At 41.5% G+C, this 18,824-nt stretch carries 19 protein-coding genes and 1 pseudogene; 8 read left to right on the forward strand and 12 right to left on the reverse strand.

Annotated elements, in window-relative coordinates; genetic code table 11:
* Position 1: 1 nt before the first annotated feature.
* The 4 genes and pseudogenes from FPL17_RS18460 to sdsA all read right to left on the reverse strand — a co-directional run bounded on the left by FPL17_RS18460 (position 2) and on the right by sdsA (position 5,467).
* A complete protein-coding gene (locus FPL17_RS18460) occupies positions 2-1,255 on the reverse strand; it encodes an efflux RND transporter periplasmic adaptor subunit (protein ID WP_005208519.1) in 1,254 nt (417 codons plus the stop codon).
* Positions 1,242-1,892, reverse strand: a complete 651-nt coding sequence (locus FPL17_RS18465; protein WP_032857224.1) for a phosphatase PAP2 family protein — start codon at positions 1,890-1,892, stop codon at positions 1,242-1,244. The genes FPL17_RS18460 and FPL17_RS18465 overlap by 14 nt, the downstream gene beginning before the upstream one ends.
* Positions 1,893-2,427: 535 nt before the next feature.
* Positions 2,428-4,475: pseudogene (locus FPL17_RS18470) on the reverse strand (site-specific recombinase).
* A gap of 14 nt (positions 4,476-4,489) precedes the next feature.
* Complete coding sequence (gene sdsA, locus FPL17_RS18475) at positions 4,490-5,467, reverse strand: All-trans-nonaprenyl-diphosphate synthase (protein WP_005192602.1); 978 nt, start codon at positions 5,465-5,467, stop codon at positions 4,490-4,492.
* Between the two features lie 450 nt (positions 5,468-5,917).
* Between sdsA and rplU the strand changes: the two genes are divergently transcribed.
* Together rplU and rpmA are read left to right on the forward strand one after the other, a co-directional pair.
* Entirely contained in the window at positions 5,918-6,229 is a 312-nt protein-coding gene (rplU, locus tag FPL17_RS18480) for a 50S ribosomal protein L21 (protein WP_004652230.1), read from the forward strand.
* Positions 6,230-6,247: 18 nt separating this feature from the next.
* Positions 6,248-6,502 (forward strand): 50S ribosomal protein L27, encoded by a 255-nt coding sequence (gene rpmA / locus FPL17_RS18485; protein ID WP_004640422.1) that lies wholly within the window; start codon positions 6,248-6,250, stop codon positions 6,500-6,502.
* 70 nt (positions 6,503-6,572) lie between these two features.
* Here the strand turns inward: rpmA and FPL17_RS18490 are convergent, their stop codons facing one another.
* On the reverse strand, positions 6,573-7,436 hold the full coding sequence (locus FPL17_RS18490) for a pirin family protein (protein WP_151715028.1): 864 nt from the start codon (positions 7,434-7,436) through the stop codon (positions 6,573-6,575).
* A 288-nt stretch (positions 7,437-7,724) separates the two neighbouring features.
* Between FPL17_RS18490 and lolA the strand changes: the two genes are divergently transcribed.
* The 5 genes from lolA (at position 7,725) to FPL17_RS18515 (ending at position 12,714) form a co-directional block, all read left to right on the forward strand.
* On the forward strand, positions 7,725-8,429 hold the full coding sequence (gene lolA / locus FPL17_RS18495) for an outer membrane lipoprotein periplasmic chaperone LolA (RefSeq protein WP_005192597.1): 705 nt from the start codon (positions 7,725-7,727) through the stop codon (positions 8,427-8,429).
* A 120-nt stretch (positions 8,430-8,549) separates the two neighbouring features.
* Entirely contained in the window at positions 8,550-9,314 is a 765-nt protein-coding gene (locus tag FPL17_RS18500; RefSeq protein WP_151715027.1) for an RsiV family protein, read from the forward strand.
* Positions 9,315-9,421: 107 nt separating this feature from the next.
* A complete protein-coding gene (serS, locus tag FPL17_RS18505) occupies positions 9,422-10,693 on the forward strand; it encodes a serine--tRNA ligase (RefSeq protein ID WP_005205904.1) in 1,272 nt (423 codons plus the stop codon).
* Between the two features lie 67 nt (positions 10,694-10,760).
* Complete coding sequence (cysG, locus tag FPL17_RS18510) at positions 10,761-12,134, forward strand: siroheme synthase CysG (protein WP_159886719.1); 1,374 nt, start codon at positions 10,761-10,763, stop codon at positions 12,132-12,134.
* A 109-nt stretch (positions 12,135-12,243) separates the two neighbouring features.
* A complete protein-coding gene (locus FPL17_RS18515) occupies positions 12,244-12,714 on the forward strand; it encodes a tRNA (cytidine(34)-2'-O)-methyltransferase (RefSeq protein WP_004669235.1) in 471 nt (156 codons plus the stop codon).
* On the opposite strand, the gene FPL17_RS18520 is transcribed toward FPL17_RS18515, so the two are convergent.
* Entirely contained in the window at positions 12,715-13,095 is a 381-nt protein-coding gene (locus tag FPL17_RS18520; protein WP_151715025.1) for a VOC family protein, read from the reverse strand.
* A gap of 24 nt (positions 13,096-13,119) precedes the next feature.
* Complete coding sequence (locus tag FPL17_RS18525) at positions 13,120-13,494, reverse strand: winged helix-turn-helix transcriptional regulator (protein ID WP_159886721.1); 375 nt, start codon at positions 13,492-13,494, stop codon at positions 13,120-13,122.
* 117 nt (positions 13,495-13,611) lie between these two features.
* Here FPL17_RS18525 and FPL17_RS18530 point away from each other — a divergent pair, with 117 nt between their 5' ends.
* Positions 13,612-14,166 carry a flavodoxin family protein gene (locus tag FPL17_RS18530; protein ID WP_005192590.1) on the forward strand — a complete coding sequence of 185 codons (555 nt, stop codon included), beginning with the start codon at positions 13,612-13,614 and terminating at the stop codon, positions 14,164-14,166.
* Between the two features lie 54 nt (positions 14,167-14,220).
* On the opposite strand, the gene FPL17_RS18535 is transcribed toward FPL17_RS18530, so the two are convergent.
* The 5 genes from FPL17_RS18535 to FPL17_RS18555 form a co-directional block, all read right to left on the reverse strand.
* Positions 14,221-15,615, reverse strand: a complete 1,395-nt coding sequence (locus FPL17_RS18535; RefSeq protein WP_005192588.1) for an APC family permease — start codon at positions 15,613-15,615, stop codon at positions 14,221-14,223.
* Positions 15,616-15,883: 268 nt separating this feature from the next.
* Positions 15,884-17,068, reverse strand: coding sequence for an iron-containing alcohol dehydrogenase (locus FPL17_RS18540; RefSeq protein WP_005192586.1), 1,185 nt, complete (start codon positions 17,066-17,068; stop codon positions 15,884-15,886).
* A 1-nt stretch (position 17,069) separates the two neighbouring features.
* The gene (locus FPL17_RS18545) at positions 17,070-17,603 is read right to left on the reverse strand and encodes a hypothetical protein (RefSeq protein ID WP_004652214.1); all 534 of its coding nucleotides are present in this window, start codon (positions 17,601-17,603) and stop codon (positions 17,070-17,072) included.
* An 81-nt stretch (positions 17,604-17,684) separates the two neighbouring features.
* Positions 17,685-18,338, reverse strand: coding sequence for a lipoyl(octanoyl) transferase LipB (gene lipB, locus FPL17_RS18550; protein ID WP_151715020.1), 654 nt, complete (start codon positions 18,336-18,338; stop codon positions 17,685-17,687).
* 151 nt (positions 18,339-18,489) lie between these two features.
* Positions 18,490-18,777 (reverse strand): YbeD family protein, encoded by a 288-nt coding sequence (locus FPL17_RS18555; protein WP_004652212.1) that lies wholly within the window; start codon positions 18,775-18,777, stop codon positions 18,490-18,492.
* Positions 18,778-18,824: the final 47 nt, after the last annotated feature.

Genomic DNA, 18,824 nt, shown 5'->3' on the forward strand with positions numbered 1-18,824 from the left:
CTTAAGCTTCTGAAGTTGCTTTTTGTTCAGCTTTTGGTGAATTGGCTTGCTTTTGTTGTTCAGCAGCTTTTGGTGCTGCATTTTGACCTTCAGCTGCTTTTGGTTGATAAGGTTTAGCAGACACTTCTTGTCCTTCTTTGACCTTGGCAACACCATCAACAACAACCTTATCACCGGTCTGTAAGCCTTCAGTTACAATCCAGTCTTGACCTTTTACACCCACCGTTTTAACCGGGCGTGTTTCGATCGCACCTTTCGCATTTACCACTAAAGCAATTGCTTGTCCTGTTGGTAAACGAGACACCGCAGCTTGAGGGATTAGATAAGCGTTTGGTAAAACTCCTTGCGAAATTTTAGCCGTTGCGTACATACCTGGTAATAGTAAATGGTTTGGATTTGAGAAGACTGCACGTAAAGTCACAGTACCTGTATCCGGATTCACGCTTGCATCAGAGAAGGCAAGTTGGCCTTCAACTGGGTATTCAGAACCATCTTCAAGTGTGATTTTGACGCGGGTATTGTTACTGTTATTTAAACTGCCTTTGCTCAACTGTTGGCGTAAACGCAATAACTCAGCACTTGATTGATTGATATCAACATAGATTGGATCTAGTTGTTGAATCGTGACCAATGGATCAGCTTGGTTTGCAGTTACCAACGCACCAGGCGTTACCGAAGAACGGCTAGACTGACCTGAAATAGGTGCACGTACAGTTGAGTAGCCCAATGTAATTTCAGCATTTTTTAATGCCGCTTCAGATGCAGCGACATCAGCTTCAGCCAATTTTACTTGAGCATTGATATCATCATATTCTTGTTTAGAAACAGCATTTGTTCCGACAAGTTGACGATAACGGCCTTCTTTCACACGTAACGAATTTAAGTTCGCTTGTTGACGCAATAATGCGGCGCGTGCACTGTCTGCCGTTGCGCGGTTGGTATTGGCATCAATTTGATAAAGGGCTTGACCCGCCTGAACGTAGCTTCCTTCAGCAAATAATCGTTTTAAGATGACGCCACCAGTTTGTGGGCGTACTTCCGAAACTTGATATGCTGAGGTTCGTCCTGACAGTTCGACGTTTTGTTCAACGCTTTGTGGTTGAGCAACAATGACACCAACTTCTGGAGGTGGCATTTTTTGAGAAGCAGCAGCTTGCTGTGCATCTTTAGGTTCTTTGCTACAACCAACAAGCGCAATGCTTGTTGCTAATGCGCAAGCAGTTAGGGCAGGAGCCCAAAGCTTAGCCGACATCATTATTCCACCTCAATTTAGATTTCTTATCTAAAAACAAATTGTTGCTGAAATTGCTTTGAAACAGCCAAAACCAAAGCAACGAAGTCCAAATCAACCCAATTCCCCAACCAGCAAGAACGTCAGTTGGATAGTGAACCCCTACATAAACTCTAGATATCCCCATGGCAATAAACCATAAAGTAGATACTAAAATGACACTATTACGATGCTTATATTGTCGACATAACAACATCGCTAAACTTGCAAGGGTTGCAGCATAAAGGCTATGAGCACTTGGGAAGGATGCGCCATAACTTTGAACCAAGTGATAAAACTCTAAAGGTCTTGGTCGATCAATGCTCCATTTCAGAAGCCAACCAATCACAATACTTCCACCCACACTGAATGAGATAAAAATCACATTCTTATAGTTCTTAATCCATATTTGGTAAATACACAAAAATGTAGTCAAAAATAATAAAAATGGCATCCCACCTAAGCGAGAGAGCAAAATTGTCACATGGTTAAGCGTAAATGAACGGTGCTCAAATAAAGCTTGAACACTAAAAAGGTCTAAAGTTGATGCGTTGGAATTCATTAATCCAATCACACCGGATCCTAAAAAAAAGCAACCAATACAAAGTAATAGGTATGGCATGCGGAACTCATTATGTGCTTAACCATTGTTCAGGGTTGTCGAGTGTTTGAAAGTGTACTCGCGAGTACACTTTTGGTCAAGTCTTGAAATTTTATGATAATTTCATTTTTATGTTTTTTTAAGGTCTAGTAAAAAAACATAACAAAATTTGATGTATATCTCATTTTAAATAGATCTATGCATTTATTGAAAGAAGCTGTTTTCCAGCTGTTCGCTTTATCATGCAAGTCAGAATATCTGCCATATAACATGATTAAGCTAAAGTAAAAAACAAACCATTTATTCAAAATACATCATAAAATTCTTAGGTAGTTAGTGATATAGCAGCATTGTTTTGATCTCTATCATTCAAATCGAGATACGGACTCGCGTCATCGTATCTCCTTGTGTAAAGGGGATACCATGGCTGAGAAGTGATCTATTGAACAATAGACGCTGGGAATACCAACCCATTTGAACTATTTTTGGTAGATTGATTATACGTAAAAATAGTTCAAATGTTAGACTTGTACTTCGCGGTTTTTTCTGTACAAAGTTAGTGATGTGAAGATGCGTTTTTGCTTTGCTCTTCAACTTCTACGGGTTGCTTAGGCGGCCAGAAAAAATCACTTGGTCGAGTCAAGAAATGCGTTGTCACTAACTTGGCTAAAGGCTTCCATTGTGCAAAACGAACACGACGTGCGCGTAGAGCAACAATAATCGTCAAGGTAAAGCTCACAAATAAGTTGGTTAAGCCGATCAGCATAACACCTAAGAATGACACTAAAATTAAACCAATATCAGGGCCACCAATGGTCATCAAACCTTGAATGAAATTGGCAGAAGCAAAGGCAATATGACGGATATCCAAAGGCAAGCCTAGGATAAATCCAATCGTGCCCATACTGCCAAGCATGATCCCGAATAAAAAGTTCCCCGCTAATGCACCAAGATTAGTCTCAATATAAGCAGCGAATTTATCTAAGCGTTGTTGTCCCATCCAGCGTTTTAAACGTCGATGTTGTTTTAGGCGCGGACCGACTTTACGGTAAACCGCCAAGTTATCGAAATAACCTGCAATTAACCCAGAAAAGAACAAACAGACGCCTGCAATTGCTGCATGAGGAATAGCTAAAGAGGTAAAGGGGTTGAGACTATGTAGCAATGCGGCTGATTTAGCATGATTGAGCAGCGGTTCACCGAGATTGTATTGCCATAGAAAGGTGATCAGGGCTGCGGTTGGAATCGCAATCGAGATGTTGCCTAAGATCGCAATAAACTGGGTACGGATAATATTAATAATCAATGCCGCGAGTTCTGCAATTTGCGCAGTCTTGCTGCCTTTCTGCTGTTGTACTGTCGAGGCAAGTGCAGCCGCAGTCATCGCAGGCTGTTTGGTTGCAACCGTAAAATGTAGAACATGAATCAACATAAAGCCAAGTGCGTAGTTCATGCTGTATAAAAAGGCATGTCCAAACGGTGCGAGTACCAAGCGGGCTGTTAAAATTTTCAGCGTTGCCATGGTGGCAATAATCGCACCTGCACCTGCGGCCGCTTTGTACATACCAAAGAAGCCAGCTTTGTCGGTACTTACATAATGTTCGCCTGTTTTACTGGCATTCTCGGTCACCTGTAAGGCGATCAGTTCACTGGTCGAAGTTAACAAATGGCGGACACTTTTTTCATTGTAGTGCGCCTTGGTCAAATCCGTGATGAGTTCACCCAATGCGGTATATCGGGCGTCATTTTTACTGGCCAATAAAGTTAGCAGTAGTTCGATACGATCAATGGCTTGTTCTAATAGCGACAATAAATAGGTCAAGCTAATACTGACACCAATTCGCTTTGTCGCACGGCGAATTTTCAGTACCACTTCACGGCACTGATCCAGCATGACAAATGCTTGAGATGCATCGGGTGGCGGCAATACAACGACTGCATCTTGATCATCAATTTGTTTTTTATATTTTTCGATGAACTCTACAATTTCTCGGTTTTGAACCAGAAAAGGGGATTCATATTCAGTAATTTCGGGTTGCGCATTAATAAACTCAGGATATAGGCCAATACCACTAATGCGGTAAGATAGTACCGTAATGGCTTTAATCAGCTCATTTTTTGAAACTTGTTTTTCTCGGGTATTGCTTTGGCTTTCACCCAATAGATTGAAGAGCGTAATCCAGTCTTGATTCTCGATGAGATCTAACCATTCACTGTCATTTTCTTGATGGAACACTTTTCCAATCAATGTTTTCAGTTGTTGGCCATCCTCCACTAAAGGTAGAAAATGTGCACCCAGACGTTGGCTCAATTGGTTCCAAAAACCATCAAGCGAAAGAATGCCGCTATCGGCATATAAGCTCAACTGTTTATATTGGCTAATCAGCTTAAGTAAAAAGTTTTGCAGTAGTATTGCCGAAGTCGGGGTGAGCAATAATATTTTGATCAGTGCATGAATACGCTGTTTGACTTCATCTGCATCATTCGGATTTTTTGGTCGTATACGATTGACCAGCTCGATCAATAGGTTTTCATCAAGAACAGCTTGCGGTTGATCCAGCTGTTCCTGCATGTTTGAAAAAGATCAGATAATGTTAAATGCATAGGCACTCAGAAAATTATTGAAGTCGATGTAAGGCCATTAAGGTCAAATTAACAAGTGCTTGGCGATATTCATTATCTGGTAGCGCTTTTAACGCCTCTAAAGCAGCATCCGTTTCTTGTTGGGCACGTTTTTGACAGTAATCTAAGCCGCCCGAGTGATGAACAATCTCGATCACTTTATCTAAATGTTCAACACCGCCTGTTGCGATACTACGATGAATGATCGCATGATCTTCACCCGTTGAATGGGCTAATGCTGAAATTAAAGGTAAAGTTGGTTTACCTTCCATTAAATCATCGCCAATATTTTTACCTAATGTTTCTGCATCAGAGGTGTAATCTAAAATATCGTCGATAATCTGAAAGGCATTACCAAAATGACCTGCAAAGCGGCGTAAAGGTTCACGATATTCTTCGGCTCCCGCTAAAATTGCAGCGCCTTCCGTCGCAAGTTCAAATAAACGAGAGGTTTTCCCATGAATAATTCGGAGATAGGTTTCTTCAGTCGTTTCTGGTTGATGCTGGGACTGCAGTTGGAGTACTTCACCTTCCGCAATTTCACAGGTTCCTGTCGAGAAATCTTTTAATAAGGTCATGTTGTTTAAGTCGACCAATAAATCAAAAGCTCGTGAGATTAGGAAGTCACCAACTAAAACTGCAGTTTGGTTGTTCCAAGTTGCATTTGCGGTTGGGCGACCACGGCGTAGGCTTGATTCGTCTACGACATCATCATGCACTAAGGTCGCAGTATGTAACATTTCAATTACAGCAGCTAAATGCTGTGCTTGTTGCATATTGGCTAAACCACAGGCACGCGCTGCAAGTAAGCACATGATCGGGCGCATGCGTTTGCCACCCGCTTCAACAACATGTTTACTCACCGACATAACTAAACCAACTTTAGAGCTAATTCCTTCATTGATCAGGTGATCCATCGCAGCAAAATCTGTCGCAACTGGAGAAAGAATGTCTTGCTTAAAATCGATAACCATATGAAGGAAAACCTCGTACAGGTGAGTAATGTTGCCAAGTGTATCAATTAATCTGTGACTAAACAGTTATACAACCTGTCTAATCTGCCATTTAAAACATAATGCTGAGCTCTTTGGTTTTAAATTAGACAGAAAAAAGTAAAGTCCTCATCGTGTATCTTGACTTTACTTATGGCGCTGTAAAAACACAGCTTGTTATATGTCACAATTTGTTTTCAAGAAACTATTTCAAATTTTGATGCAAATCAAGCAAAACAGTTCGCCATCAATCTAATTGATTTTACTTGAAAATCCAAGCAAGTTATCATTATGTGTGCATTTGTGCAAAATAACTTGTTGTTTGATCAATTTTCACTTAAAATTTGTCCCCTTGAATAACCCCAGTGGCGTTCGTCTTAAGATCGATATATCCCTTTATCGGCACGAAGACACGGGCAAGTTGGAGTACATATGTACGCAGTAATCCAAAGCGGTGGTAAACAGCACCGTGTTGTTGAGGGTGAAACCCTTAAAGTAGAATTATTGAAAGCTGAAACTGGCGCGACTATTACGTTTGATGACGTATTAATGGTTGTTAACGGTGACAACATTCAAATCGGTGCTCCAGTTGTAGCTGGCGCAAAAGTAACTGCAGAAGTAGTTGGCCATGGTCGTCACGACAAAATCCGCATTATCAAAATGCGTCGTCGTAAACATTACCGTAAGCAACAAGGTCACCGTCAATGGTTTACCGAGTTGAAAATTACTGGTATCGCAGGCTAACACGAGGAGTAAATAGACATGGCAACTAAAAAAGCCGGTGGATCGACGAAGAACGGTCGTGATTCGAATCCTAAGATGTTAGGTGTTAAAGTTTACGGTGGTCAAACTGTAACTGCTGGTAACATCATCGTTCGTCAACGTGGTACTGAGTTCCACGCTGGTGCAAATGTTGGTATGGGCCGTGACCATACTTTATTTGCTACTGCTGACGGCGTAGTAAAATTTGAAGTGAAAGGTCAATTTGGCCGTCGCTATGTAACTGTTGAAGCTTAAGTTTTAATAGTTCGAAAAACCCGCTTTTAGCGGGTTTTTTTATGTCTGCTGGATTTTAAGTTGGGAAATTTTATGGTTTTCCAAATTGCCCTGTTTTTAAATCGTCATAGGCCTGCAGAATTTCTTCATAACTGTTCATAACAAAAAAGCCATGCCCGTTGATCGGCTCTTGTAATGGTGGGGCGGATAAAAATAATAGATCGCAATTTTCTAATGCGGTAATTGCTACATCATTGTCGAAACTGGACATGATTGCCAAAGCTTGTTCTTCTAAAACTTCTTCATCAGCAGAGAATTGAAGCTTTCCATTACGTAAATAAAGTAAGGTACTGTCACCATGACTGGCGGGGAGTATAAGGTGCTGTCCTTTTGCCAGATGGACATCAAATACATGCATTGGGCTAAAGGTTTGGGCAATACCCTGTGTATTCTGAAATTGTCCTGCCACGATACGAACATAGCCTGCATCATTTTTGAGTATGACTTTTGGGATATTGTGGTTCAGCAAGCTTTGATAATGTGGCGCAGACATTTTATCTTTGGCGGGTAGATTGACCCACAATTGCACCATTTCAAAGAATCCGCCTTGCTCACGAAATTCAGGGCTGAAATGTTCAATATGTTGTATACCCGATGCAGCAGTCATCCATTGCACATCACCTTGGCTGATCACACCACCACTTCCTGTTGAGTCTTGATGTTGCAGTTCACCCGCAAAAACAAAGGTGACGGTTTCAAAACCACGATGCGGATGTTCATTGACACCTTTTTTAGTGCTTTTAGGTGGCAAACGCCCAGGTCCGATATGGTCTAAAAGCAAGAATGGGGAAGTGGTATTCCCTAGTTCCTGATAAGAAAAGACTGACAGGGCGGGATAAAAATCGCCAATCGCAAATCGAGTGTCATTACGGTGGATAAAGGCAAGGCTTTTCATGGATGATGCTTTTTAAATTATTGGTTTTAGGTTATCAAACTCTTATTTTTCGTCTAGAGCATTGTTGATGAATAATTTCTCTGATCTGACATTGAAGTCCTTAATTGGTGAATGGTCGAAAAGTTGAATTTCATCCTTACAATCTCTACATAAAGGCTGCAACTTCATACATAATGCAGAACTTTGCGACACGAATTACACAAAACCGTTGCTTTTCTTCATTTTTTTAATGATCAAAAACAGTAAGATGTCGTCATACCAGTAGAAATCTGATAGAAGGTTGTTTTTATGAATTTCGTAAAAAAAATGGCTTATGCTGCAACGTTAAGTGCAATGACACTTGCTCCAGTTGTGAGTAGTCAGGTATTCGCTGCACCTGTAGCTGCATCGGCTCAGCAAGCGACCACAAGTTTGGTTCAACAGTTATCTGGCTTGCAACGATTCACCGCAGATTTTGAACAAACTACAAAAGTTGCACCTAGTAATAGTAATAAAGTCGCACAGAAAAAGGGCTTAACTGCTCAACATATGAATCAGACGTTCAAAGGGACCATGAAAGTTGAACGTCCTGGGAAATTTTATTGGGAAACCACCAGTCCGGCCAAACAAACCATTGTGACCACAGGTAAAGTAGTTTGGATTTATGATCCAGACTTACAGCAAGCTGTTCGTCAAAGTTTGGATGATCAAATTGCCAATACGCCTGCATTATTGTTATCAGGCAATACCAATCAGATCATGCAGTCCTATCGTGTGACTCAGCCTGATCGTACTAAACTGTATTACACCCTATATCCAAAACAGGAAGATGGTGCATTCCAAAGTTTAACCATTAGTTTTGGTGGTAATAAAGCACCGAATTTGATGGTATTACAAGACTCTTTAGGTCAAACCACGTATGTCCGTTTCAGTAATATTAAGGCGAATCAGGCGATTCCAGCATCGGTGTTTAATTTCACACCGCCTAAGGGTACCGATATTATTGATCAGTAATTGTTTAATTAATTTAAAAGCCGCACATGTTGCGGCTTTTTTATGTGAAGCTTGGATACATTTTTTAATTTCATCTCAGGGCAAGGCTTTGTATAGTGAAGAAAAACATCAGAGACTTGCATGACGATGAATACTTCACAATTATCAAAAATTATTCCACTTCTTCCAATCCTGACTGTTGTTGCGCTCGCAGGTTGCCAACCTAAAAAAGATACCGCAGCGGCAACTGAAAAAGTGGATATTCCATTGATTCATGCAAAAGTGGTGACAGTTAAAATTCCAAAACAAAAAGTCTGTTTGGAAGATGGTTGTACCAATTATGATTTACAAACAGTTGAAACCAATCAGAAATGGATTGATGAATATTTCGTGAATCGGATGAAAAAAGCGGAACCGAATGCATTTTCGAATATTGCGGATCAAAAAGTAAAAGTTCCTGCGGATGAAGCATCACAAAGTGAAAGCAGTACTTATGTGCGCTTTGTTGGGCAAAACTATAACTTAGCGACTTTTGCGATTCAGACCTATTCATATTCTGCAGGTGCTGCACATGGGATGTCACATCAAGAATTTGTGAATTTTGATTTGACCAATAAAAAACATATCACGGTCAGTGAGTTGCTTAAACCCGATATGAATACCAAACTGCGTGATGAACTGTATGCATCCAATCAAAACTGGTTGGAAGACCACAACATTAAAAAAGAGCAATTACAGGTCAGTGATAACTATTACTATGGCGTGAACGGCATTGTCTTCGTCTATCCATTGTATGAATTGGCTTCCTATGCGGAAGGTATGAGTGAATTGACGCTGCCATATTATGCTGCCAAGCAGTTTGTAAAAGCAGAATACTTACCAAGTCTGCCAAAAGATCCGAACTAGTTTGGGTGCAGCATTTACATATGATGTGTAGATGCTGCGCAAGCGCTGTATTTTTTTAGGTTAAAGCCTTACACTATAGCCAGTTTTTTCTCTATTCATGATTGATTATGATCGACCCAAAATTACTCAGAAATAATATTGAAGCAGTCAATGCTGCTTTGGCAAAACGTGGTATTCAGCTAAATGTACAAGAGTGGGCTGATTTAGAAGCTCGCCGTAAAGATTTGCAATCCAAAGCTGAAAACTTACAAGCAGAGCGTAATGCAGGTGCCAAGCAAGTCGGTCAAATTAAAAAATCAGGTGGAGATGCTTCTGAGATCATGGCGCGTATGGCGGCCATTGGTGATGAAATTAAAGCCGCAGAAGTAGCTTTGGCTGAGTTGCAAGCTGAGCTTGAGCAGAAGTCTCTCGCAATTCCAAACCTGCCAGATGAATCAGTCCCTTTTGGTAAAGATGAAAGCGATAACCTTGAAATCTTGAAGTGGGGTACACCACGCCAGTTTGATTTCGAAATCAAAGACCATACCGATCTTGGTGAAATGATGGGTGGTCTGGAATTTGAAACAGCGACTAAATTGACAGGTTCACGTTTCAGCGTATTGAAAGGACCTTTGGCACGTTTACAACGTGCTTTAGCCCAGTTCATGCTCGATACACATACGCTTAAAAATGGTTATACCGAAGCTTATGTACCGTATTTGGTCAATGCAGACAGCTTACGTGGTACAGGTCAGCTCCCTAAGTTTGAAGAAGATTTGTTCAAGCTACAAGGTGAAAAAGAGTATTACCTGATTCCAACCGCTGAAGTGCCAGTAACGAACTTCGTTCGTGATGAAATTATTGATGCGGATCGTTTACCACTGAAATATTCTGCACACACGCCATGTTTCCGCAGTGAAGCAGGTTCTTATGGTCGTGATACCCGTGGTTTGATTCGTCAACATCAATTCGACAAGGTCGAAATGGTGCAAATCGTAAAACCAGAGCACTCTATGCAGGCACTTGAAGAGTTGACTGCACACGCAGAGGGCATTTTGCAGGCATTAGGCTTACCGTACCGTAAGATTTTGCTCTGTGGTGGTGACATGGGCTTCGGTGCAGTTAAAACGTATGACTTAGAAGTATGGGTGCCGAGCCAAGATACCTATCGTGAAATCTCAAGCTGCTCAAATGTGGGCGATTTCCAAGCACGCCGCATGAAAGCACGCTACCGTGTTGATCAGAAGAAGATCGAATTGGTGCATACCTTGAATGGTTCAGGTTTGGCAGTTGGTCGTACCTTACTTGCAGTGATGGAAAACTATCAACGCGCTGATGGTTCAATCGAGATTCCAGAAGTTTTACGTCCATATATGGGCGGTGTTAGCTACATCGACTAAACTTTGCATTGATTTTGTGCATAGTTTTTGCTTTAGCTCAATCAGATTGAAAATATAGAGGCGTGACGTGGAAATTTTCCCAATCTCTTTAAAGTTGCAGCAGCAACGTTGTCTGATTGTGGGTGGTGGGCATATCGCCTACCGCAAAGCAAACCTGCTCGTCAAAGCCGGTGCAATTGTTGATGTGATTGCACCAGACATCATTACTGAATTACGTCAACTTGTTGAGCAATCGGCAGGGCAATATATTCAAGATCCTTTTTCTGAAAATATTCTGGCAACAGCTTATCGCTTAGTGATTGCTGCGACAGACCAGCCTGATGTCAATAAAGCGGTATTTGAACAGTGCGAACAGCGTAATCTGTTGGTCAACAGTGTCGATGATATTCCGCATTGCCGTTTTATGGTGCCTGCGATTATTGATCGTTCGCCCTTGGTGATTTCGGTTGCCTCCAATGGTGCATCACCTGTTTTATCTAGACAGCTACGTACTCAGATCGAAACCATTGTGCCGCATGGCATGGGCAAACTGGCTGAGTTTTCGGGACAATGGCGTAAGCAAGTGAAAGCCAAAATTGCCAATCCAGATGAGCGTCGTATTTTTTGGGAAAACTTGTACGCCAGTCCGCTGAAAGAACAGGTTTTCAATGACAATATTGATGTCGCCAATGATCTGATTCAACAAGCTTTGACTGAATGGACTGCACCGAAAGGTGAGGTGTATTTGGTCGGCGCGGGGCCGGGCGATCCTGAGCTTTTGACCTTAAAAGCCTTGCGTTTAATGCAGCAAGCCGATGTAGTGATTTACGATCGCTTAGTATCTGTGCCCATCTTGGAATTGTGTCGCCGTGATGCTGAAAAGATTTATGTCGGTAAAGCGCGTTCTAATCATTCGGTTCCACAAGATGGTATCAATGCTTTATTGGTGGAATATGCACAGCAAGGTAAACGTGTTTGCCGTTTAAAAGGCGGAGATCCCTTTATCTTTGGCCGTGGTGGAGAGGAAATTCAGGAATTGGTGGAAGCCAATGTGACTTTCCAAGTTGTTCCGGGCATTACCGCAGCTTCAGGTTGTTCTGCCTATGCAGGTATTCCACTGACACATCGTGATTATGCGCAAAGTGTACGTTTCCTGACAGGTCATTTAAAAGAAGGCTCACCTGAGTTACCTTGGAATGAACTGGTGTATGAAAACCAAACTTTGGTGTTATACATGGGCTTGGTCGGTTTGGAACGCATTTGTGAGCAATTGATTGCACATGGTCAACGTCCAACTATGCCTGTGGCCTTAATTTCTAAAGGAACAACCCCTGATCAGAAAGTGGTGGTGGGTACATTGGCGGATATCGCGACCAAAGTATCTGAACATCAGATCGTAGCGCCGACTTTAACTATTATTGGTGAAGTGGTGAGCCTACGTGAACAGTTAAAATGGCAATAGAATCCCTCCTTGCGGAGCTATAACCGCTCCTCACCTCTTTAAAAAAGAGAGGAGTTCCTCCCTTTTTCAAAGGGAGGCTAGGAGGGATTATGAAAAGTAGAGAAAATTTGTGATTCATGTCGTCCTATACGAACCTGAGATTCCAGCGAATACAGGTAATATCATTCGTCTATGTGCCAATACAGGTGCGCAACTCCATTTGGTCAAGCCTTTAGGCTTTGAGCTGGATGATAAGAAGTTGAAACGTGCAGGTTTGGATTACCATGAATGGGCGAGAATGCAAATTTGGGACAATATCGAACTTTGTCTTGCTGATTTAAAAGCCAAGGGGGTGGAGCATGTTTTCCCGCTTACTACTAAAGGTTCAGCAACACCGCATACCGTTGATCTGAATCGTCCAGTTGCCTTATTGATGGGGCCTGAAACCCGAGGTTTACCAGAGCAGGTACGTCTCATGTTCCCACAAGAGCAGTGGATTCGTTTACCAATGGCTGAAAATTCAAGAAGTTTAAACCTTTCCAATGCGACGGCCGTGATTGTGTACGAAGCGTGGAGACAGCAAGGTTTTAAACAACTCTAATCAAAGATCGCCATATGGACTTGCGACAACTAGCGTATAGCCATTTGGGTCTTTAAACCAAATTTCGCGATGATGCGCGTTGGGGTTATATTTAGGGCCTTCTAAAATTTCAACTTGATGGGTTTGTAGCTTTTGTACAATCTCATCAAATTGATTGCTTTCAAACCACAATAAAACTCCATTCCCAATCACTCGTTTGGGATCACCAATATGTGGATGTTCATGCGCTTGCCATTGATGCAGTTGCAACACCATACGCTGTTCATATAGCAACTGTTCATAGTCTTTGCCGCCATGACCACTTTCTAAACCAAGTATTGTTTGATACCACTGACTGGTTTTCTCAACATCTGCAACTGCAATTAAAGGTTGTGGATACATATGAACCTCACTATATCGTCTCATTTATTCTTCTTGAATTGAATCAAATCGTTGTTGAGCATAAATGACTTGTTCGATATTACTTTCAGCCCAATCTTTGAGTTGATACGCCATTTTTGCGACTTCTAAACCGAGTGCGGTGAGTGAATAATCTACTCGAATCGGCGCAGTATTTTGTACTTGTCTTTCAATAAAACCATCGCGTTCCAGCATTTTTAGTTTTTGAGATAACACTTTAGGTGAAATGCCTTGAATGCTTTTTTTGAGTAAATTGAAATGTTGGGTTTCTCGCGCAAGGACATTGATGATCATCAGTACCCATTTGTCTGCAATTTTTTCAAAAAATAACCGAGCAGGGCAATGTTGTTGATAAATATCATATTTTAATGCCTGATTCATAGCTAAAACCCTCAAATTCCCAATTGAATGTCCCTAGTTACCATCTGGTAACTAATTGACACCTAGTTTCTAAAATATATCATTAAATCGAACTTTTGAAAAATTTTGGATACTCTCATGACACAAATTGCGGTTGTTTACTTCTCTGGCTATGGCCATACCAAAGTGGTTGCTGAAACTTTTGCGGGTGCGATTGACGCATCATTAATTGAAATTGATCAGAATGGTGAGATTACCGAGCAAGACTGGCAGACTTTAAATGAGGCACAAGGTATTGTGTTTGGAGCGCCAACTTATATGGCGGCAGCCCCTTGGCAATTTAAAAAGTTTGCCGACGCTTCTTCAAAAATCTGGTTTACCCGTGGCTGGCAGGATAAAGTCTTTGCAGGCTTTACCAATAGCGCGAGCTTGAATGGTGATAAGCAAGTGACCTTGATTCAGTTACAAACTTTGGCTTCACAGCATGGCGGGATTTGGGTGAGCTTAGGTTTGTTACCTGCCAATACCAAAAATGCGAAACGTGAAGATGTGAACAATTTAGGTGGCTCTGTAGGTTTGTTGGTTCAATCACCATCAGATGCCAGTACCGATGAGATCCCAACAGGGGACTTGGAAACAGCGAAACTTTATGCACAACGTGTGAAATCGATTGTCGAAAAGCTGCATGGCTAAATTTTCAAGCCATAAAAAAGGCGCATTCAGCGCCTTTTTTATTACCTCATCAGATTAATGTCTGTCATCAAATTCATTATGCTGTGGCGCATTGTATTTGAAGCCTTTAGTCTTATAAGCAAGATAACCGACACCGATTACTGCCCAAGCCAGACCAATCTGTAAAGCCAATTTATCAATTTCTAACCACATCATAAACACGCTGGCGAAACCCAGTGTAGGAATGATGATGTAACTGATAATGTCTTTTGGTGTCTTGTTCTTGCCATCTCGCAACGCGTAGCGAGAAATCACCGAGAAGTTAACAAAGCTAAATGCAGTTAAAGCACCGAAGCTAATCAAGTTCACGATATGCTCAAGATCAAGGAAACCAGCAGACAATGCAACAACACCTACAATCAAGATGTTGTAAGTTGGTGTATGCAAACGTGGACTAATATGACCGAATAACTTCTTATTGATCACGCCATCACGACCCATCACATACATTAAACGCGATACACCTGCATGTGCCGAAATACCAGATGCCATCACTGCCACGACTGCAAAGTATAAAACCATGGTCTTAAATGCAAGGCTACCAATCGCTGCAACCATAACTGGCTGAGACTCGTCCAGTGGGTTGAAGTAAGTACTCGGATTACTTGGGAAGTAAAGCTGAATAAAGTATGTGCTGACAATGAAGATGATACCCGCAACCAATGCTGTAGTGAAAATTGCGCGTGGCAAAGTTTTTTCAGCATCTTTGGTTTCTTCTGCAAGTGAAGAAAGCGCATCAAAACCAGTAAATGAGAAGCATAGAACGGTTGCTCCTGCAATTAAAGCCCCGACAGAGGTCATTTCATTCCAGAATGGCGCAAGTGACCATAATTCAGCTTTGTCTGGATTCAGCGTGCCATCGGCATAAACCCCTTGTGTGAGCAGGATATAGACCTGATACACAAAGTAGAAAATCACACCAAGCTGGATCACCACAATGGTACTGTTAAAACGCGCAACAAAACGTGCACCAAACAGGTTGATCACCGTCATCAGGACGGTTAAACCAATCACCCAAATCCAGTTGTTCACTTCTGGGAATAATGCTCTCAAATAAATATCAGCAAGGATGATATTCACCAGAGGAGAGAGCAAATAATCTAACCATGAAGACCAACCCACCATAAAACCAACATTAGGGTGAATCGACTTTTGGGCATAGGTATATGCAGAACCAGAAGACGGATAACGACGAATCATGTGACCATAACTGATCGACGTTAAAAGAATTGCAACTAAGGCAAATATGTAGGAAGTCGGTACATGACCACCACTTCTTTCAGATACTAAACCAAACGTATCAAATAAAGTTAATGGTTGAATATAAGCTAAGCCAATAATGATGATGTGCCAAAGCACAAGATTCTTTTGAAGCTTCGCTGTTGGTTGAGTCCCAGATAAATTTGTCAACGGCGTTATCCTCATAATCGTTGATCAAAGATCAGCCATAGTGTTAAGGATCGTTTGAGACAAAAACGATCCCCCGTACAAAAAACGAAAGTGCGCCAATCTATCCTAAAACACTATAAATTGTCAGTACTTTTATGCTTTTTTTAGCAATTTTTTTGCCAATTGGGTAAAGAAATAGATGAATAAAGATTCACTTAAAAACGAAAAGCCCCGATATTCAATCAATATCGAGGCTTTTACGCAGGAATACTTGATTTAACTCAATGTATTACCATGCTTTTTGCAAGATTGCACGAATGTCTTGCAAGTTTGCTTCTTTCGGGTTGTAAATGATGGAACCATCATTCAATGCTTTATCCGCAACTTCATCAAGCTGTGCTTCAGTGACTTTACCTGTTTCACGTAATGTACGTGGCAGTTTGGTCAGGCTGAAAAGACGATCACGCATTGCTAAAATCGTCGCAATTGCTTTGTCTGCACGTAAGTTTGCAGGAGTTTGTGCATAAATATCTGCACCCGCGAGTGGCAACAGTAACTCACCGATCTTGTCGCCATTAATCTCTTTGTTGTATTCCAGCACGTATGGCAGGAATAAGTTCATGCATAAGCCGTGGGGCAGATGTGCAACTGCACCAAGCGCATGACCCAATGAATGAACTAAACCCACCATTGAATTAGAGAAAGCAATACCCGCCATAGTGGATGCCTGAGCCAATTCTAAACGGCCTTGTGCATCACTTGGATTGTCTAATACTTTAAAGAGATTTTCACTGATCTTCTTAATCCCTGCACTGGCATAAGCATCACTCAGTGGATTTGCTGCTAAGCAAGTATAAGCTTCCACGCAATGAGTTAATGCATCCATTCCAGTCATGGCGGTCAGATGTGGTGGTAAAGTCTGGGTCATGCGTGGATCAAGAATCGCGGCATGCGGCATTAAGTAATACGAGGCAAAAGCCAGTTTTACATTGCGTTGCGTATCCGAAACCACAGCCACCATAGTTACTTCTGAACCAGTACCTGAAGTCGTTGGAATTACGAAAAAAGGTTTAAGTGGTTTTGGCAGGTTATGAGCACCTGAATATTGCAGTAGATCATCACCACCTTCAGACACCAAGATATTGGTCGCTTTAGAGGTATCGATGACTGAGCCACCACCAATCGCAATGATCGCATCACATTTTTTCTGGCGGTAAAGTTCTGCTGCTAAGCGAACGACTTCCAAGCTAGAATCAGGTGGAACATCATCAAAGATCGCACCAATTACAGCATCAGTTGTACTAAAAGCTGCTTCGATTGGGCTAAGTAAACCATTAGCACGTACGCCTTTATCGGTAATGATCATTGGGCGTTTTGCGCCAAGCGTCGCAAGTTCAAACGGGATATGCTCTAAGGCAGCGTTACCAGCAATGACTTTTACAGGACAGAAAAACTCGTAATAAGGCTTAGCCATGTTATGCGCTCCGTTTCAGATATGATTTTGCGACTTTAAGATAAATATTTTTTGCACCCGTGAATTTTTCTTTTAATGTTAATTCAGCAGGGTAGCGCTTGACTGCAAGTGAAGCGATTAGCTTAGGTAAAATCAGGGCTTCCATTTTATTCAAGCAACGCACCAGACGGATGGCGCTTGAAACATCTCCATCAGCAATCATACGGTCATTGGCAAAGGCTTGTGCCGTACTTTCTTGGAAAGAAAATACCAAAAAGGCGTGGGTTAAATGCTTGAAGGTAATGGTTAAATCAGGCTTGCCTTTGTAGTTGGACAATAGCTCTAATTGTTTTTCTTCGGTTACTCGAGCAACAAATGCAGGTCCATTTGGGAAAACATTCATTGAAAGGATAAAACCAACAGGAAACTTCGACACTTCCTGTTGTACTTCATCATCCACTTGGCTTGCCATCACGAGGCCACGACCCACAACATCCATCATGAGTTTGACGTAGGCAAATTGCAACGTGGGCTTCACTGCTTTGGTTGAAATCACTTGCGTATCCCTTGTTAAAATTATGCAAAAGCTAATTTAGAGTATTTACTCTAATTTATTTTATTAGAATTGAAAAGTAAATTATTCAGATTTGACTACAAGGTCATTAAACAAATCGGTATTTTTTAAATAAGTAATGAAAGTATCACAGAGCTGTTCAAAGCTTGGGTAATCTTCAAGTAAGTCTTGCAGGCGCACCATTTCTAAACCTGCATACCCGCATGGGTTAATGGTTTGAAAGCCAGTTAAGTCACAGTCAATATTCAGGGCAAGACCATGATAACTACGACCACGACGAATTTTAAAACCGAGTGAACCAATTTTACGCCCATCTACATATACCCCAGGTGCATCTGGTTTGGCGTAAGCATCGATATTGTACTGTTTGAGCAGATCAATCATAGCTTGTTCTGCAAAACTGACCAAAGTACGGACATGCCACTTCAAGCGATTGAGATCCAAAAGGAAATAGGCCACCAGTTGGCCTTTGCCATGCCAAGTGACCTGACCGCCACGATCAGTATGAACAATTGGAAGATTACTGTGCATAAGGATGTGTTCTGCTTTACCTGCTTGGCCTTGGGTCAAGACATCTTGGTGTTGTAATAACCAGACTTCATCAGGGGTGTTTTCATCACGATTAGTTGTGAAGTCTTTCATTGCTTCAAAACGCGTCGTGTAATCTTGTAGATCATTGAAACAACGAATGATTAAAGTTGGTTTTACAGCACTCATTACAACAGAACATCCTTTACAGTTTTTAAATGGTCAATAGCTTAATTATGTAATGATTTGGGGAAGATAAATAGCTATTTATCAAAATGTTGAAGCTTATTTTTTAGTGCAAAAAAAAATCCAAAACACTTTCGTATTTTGGACTTCTTTATTAAAGCGCTGTCTTAATTAAAGGACAGGCTGCAAGATCAGCGTATAAGGCATGAACTTGTTCCAGCTCTTCAAAGCGTAATTGTGCCGTTAAAGAGTGGTATTTGCCTGTACGAGACGGCTGAACTTTCACTGTGTCGCCATCAAATTCAGGGAAGTGCTTCTGCAAAATATCAACAACAGCCACTCGAAGTTCATCCCCTGCATTACCAATCAATTTGATCGGATAGTCCATCGGGAAAACCCAAAGATGTTCTTGCAATTCACGAGAAGGAGTGCGGTCTAACATGAGCAACCTCTTAATTTGAAACGCCTGCATCAGTGCAGGCGCTTTTG

The sequence above is a fragment of the Acinetobacter dispersus genome (assembly GCF_009884975.1).
Lineage (GTDB): Bacteria > Pseudomonadota > Gammaproteobacteria > Pseudomonadales > Moraxellaceae > Acinetobacter > Acinetobacter dispersus.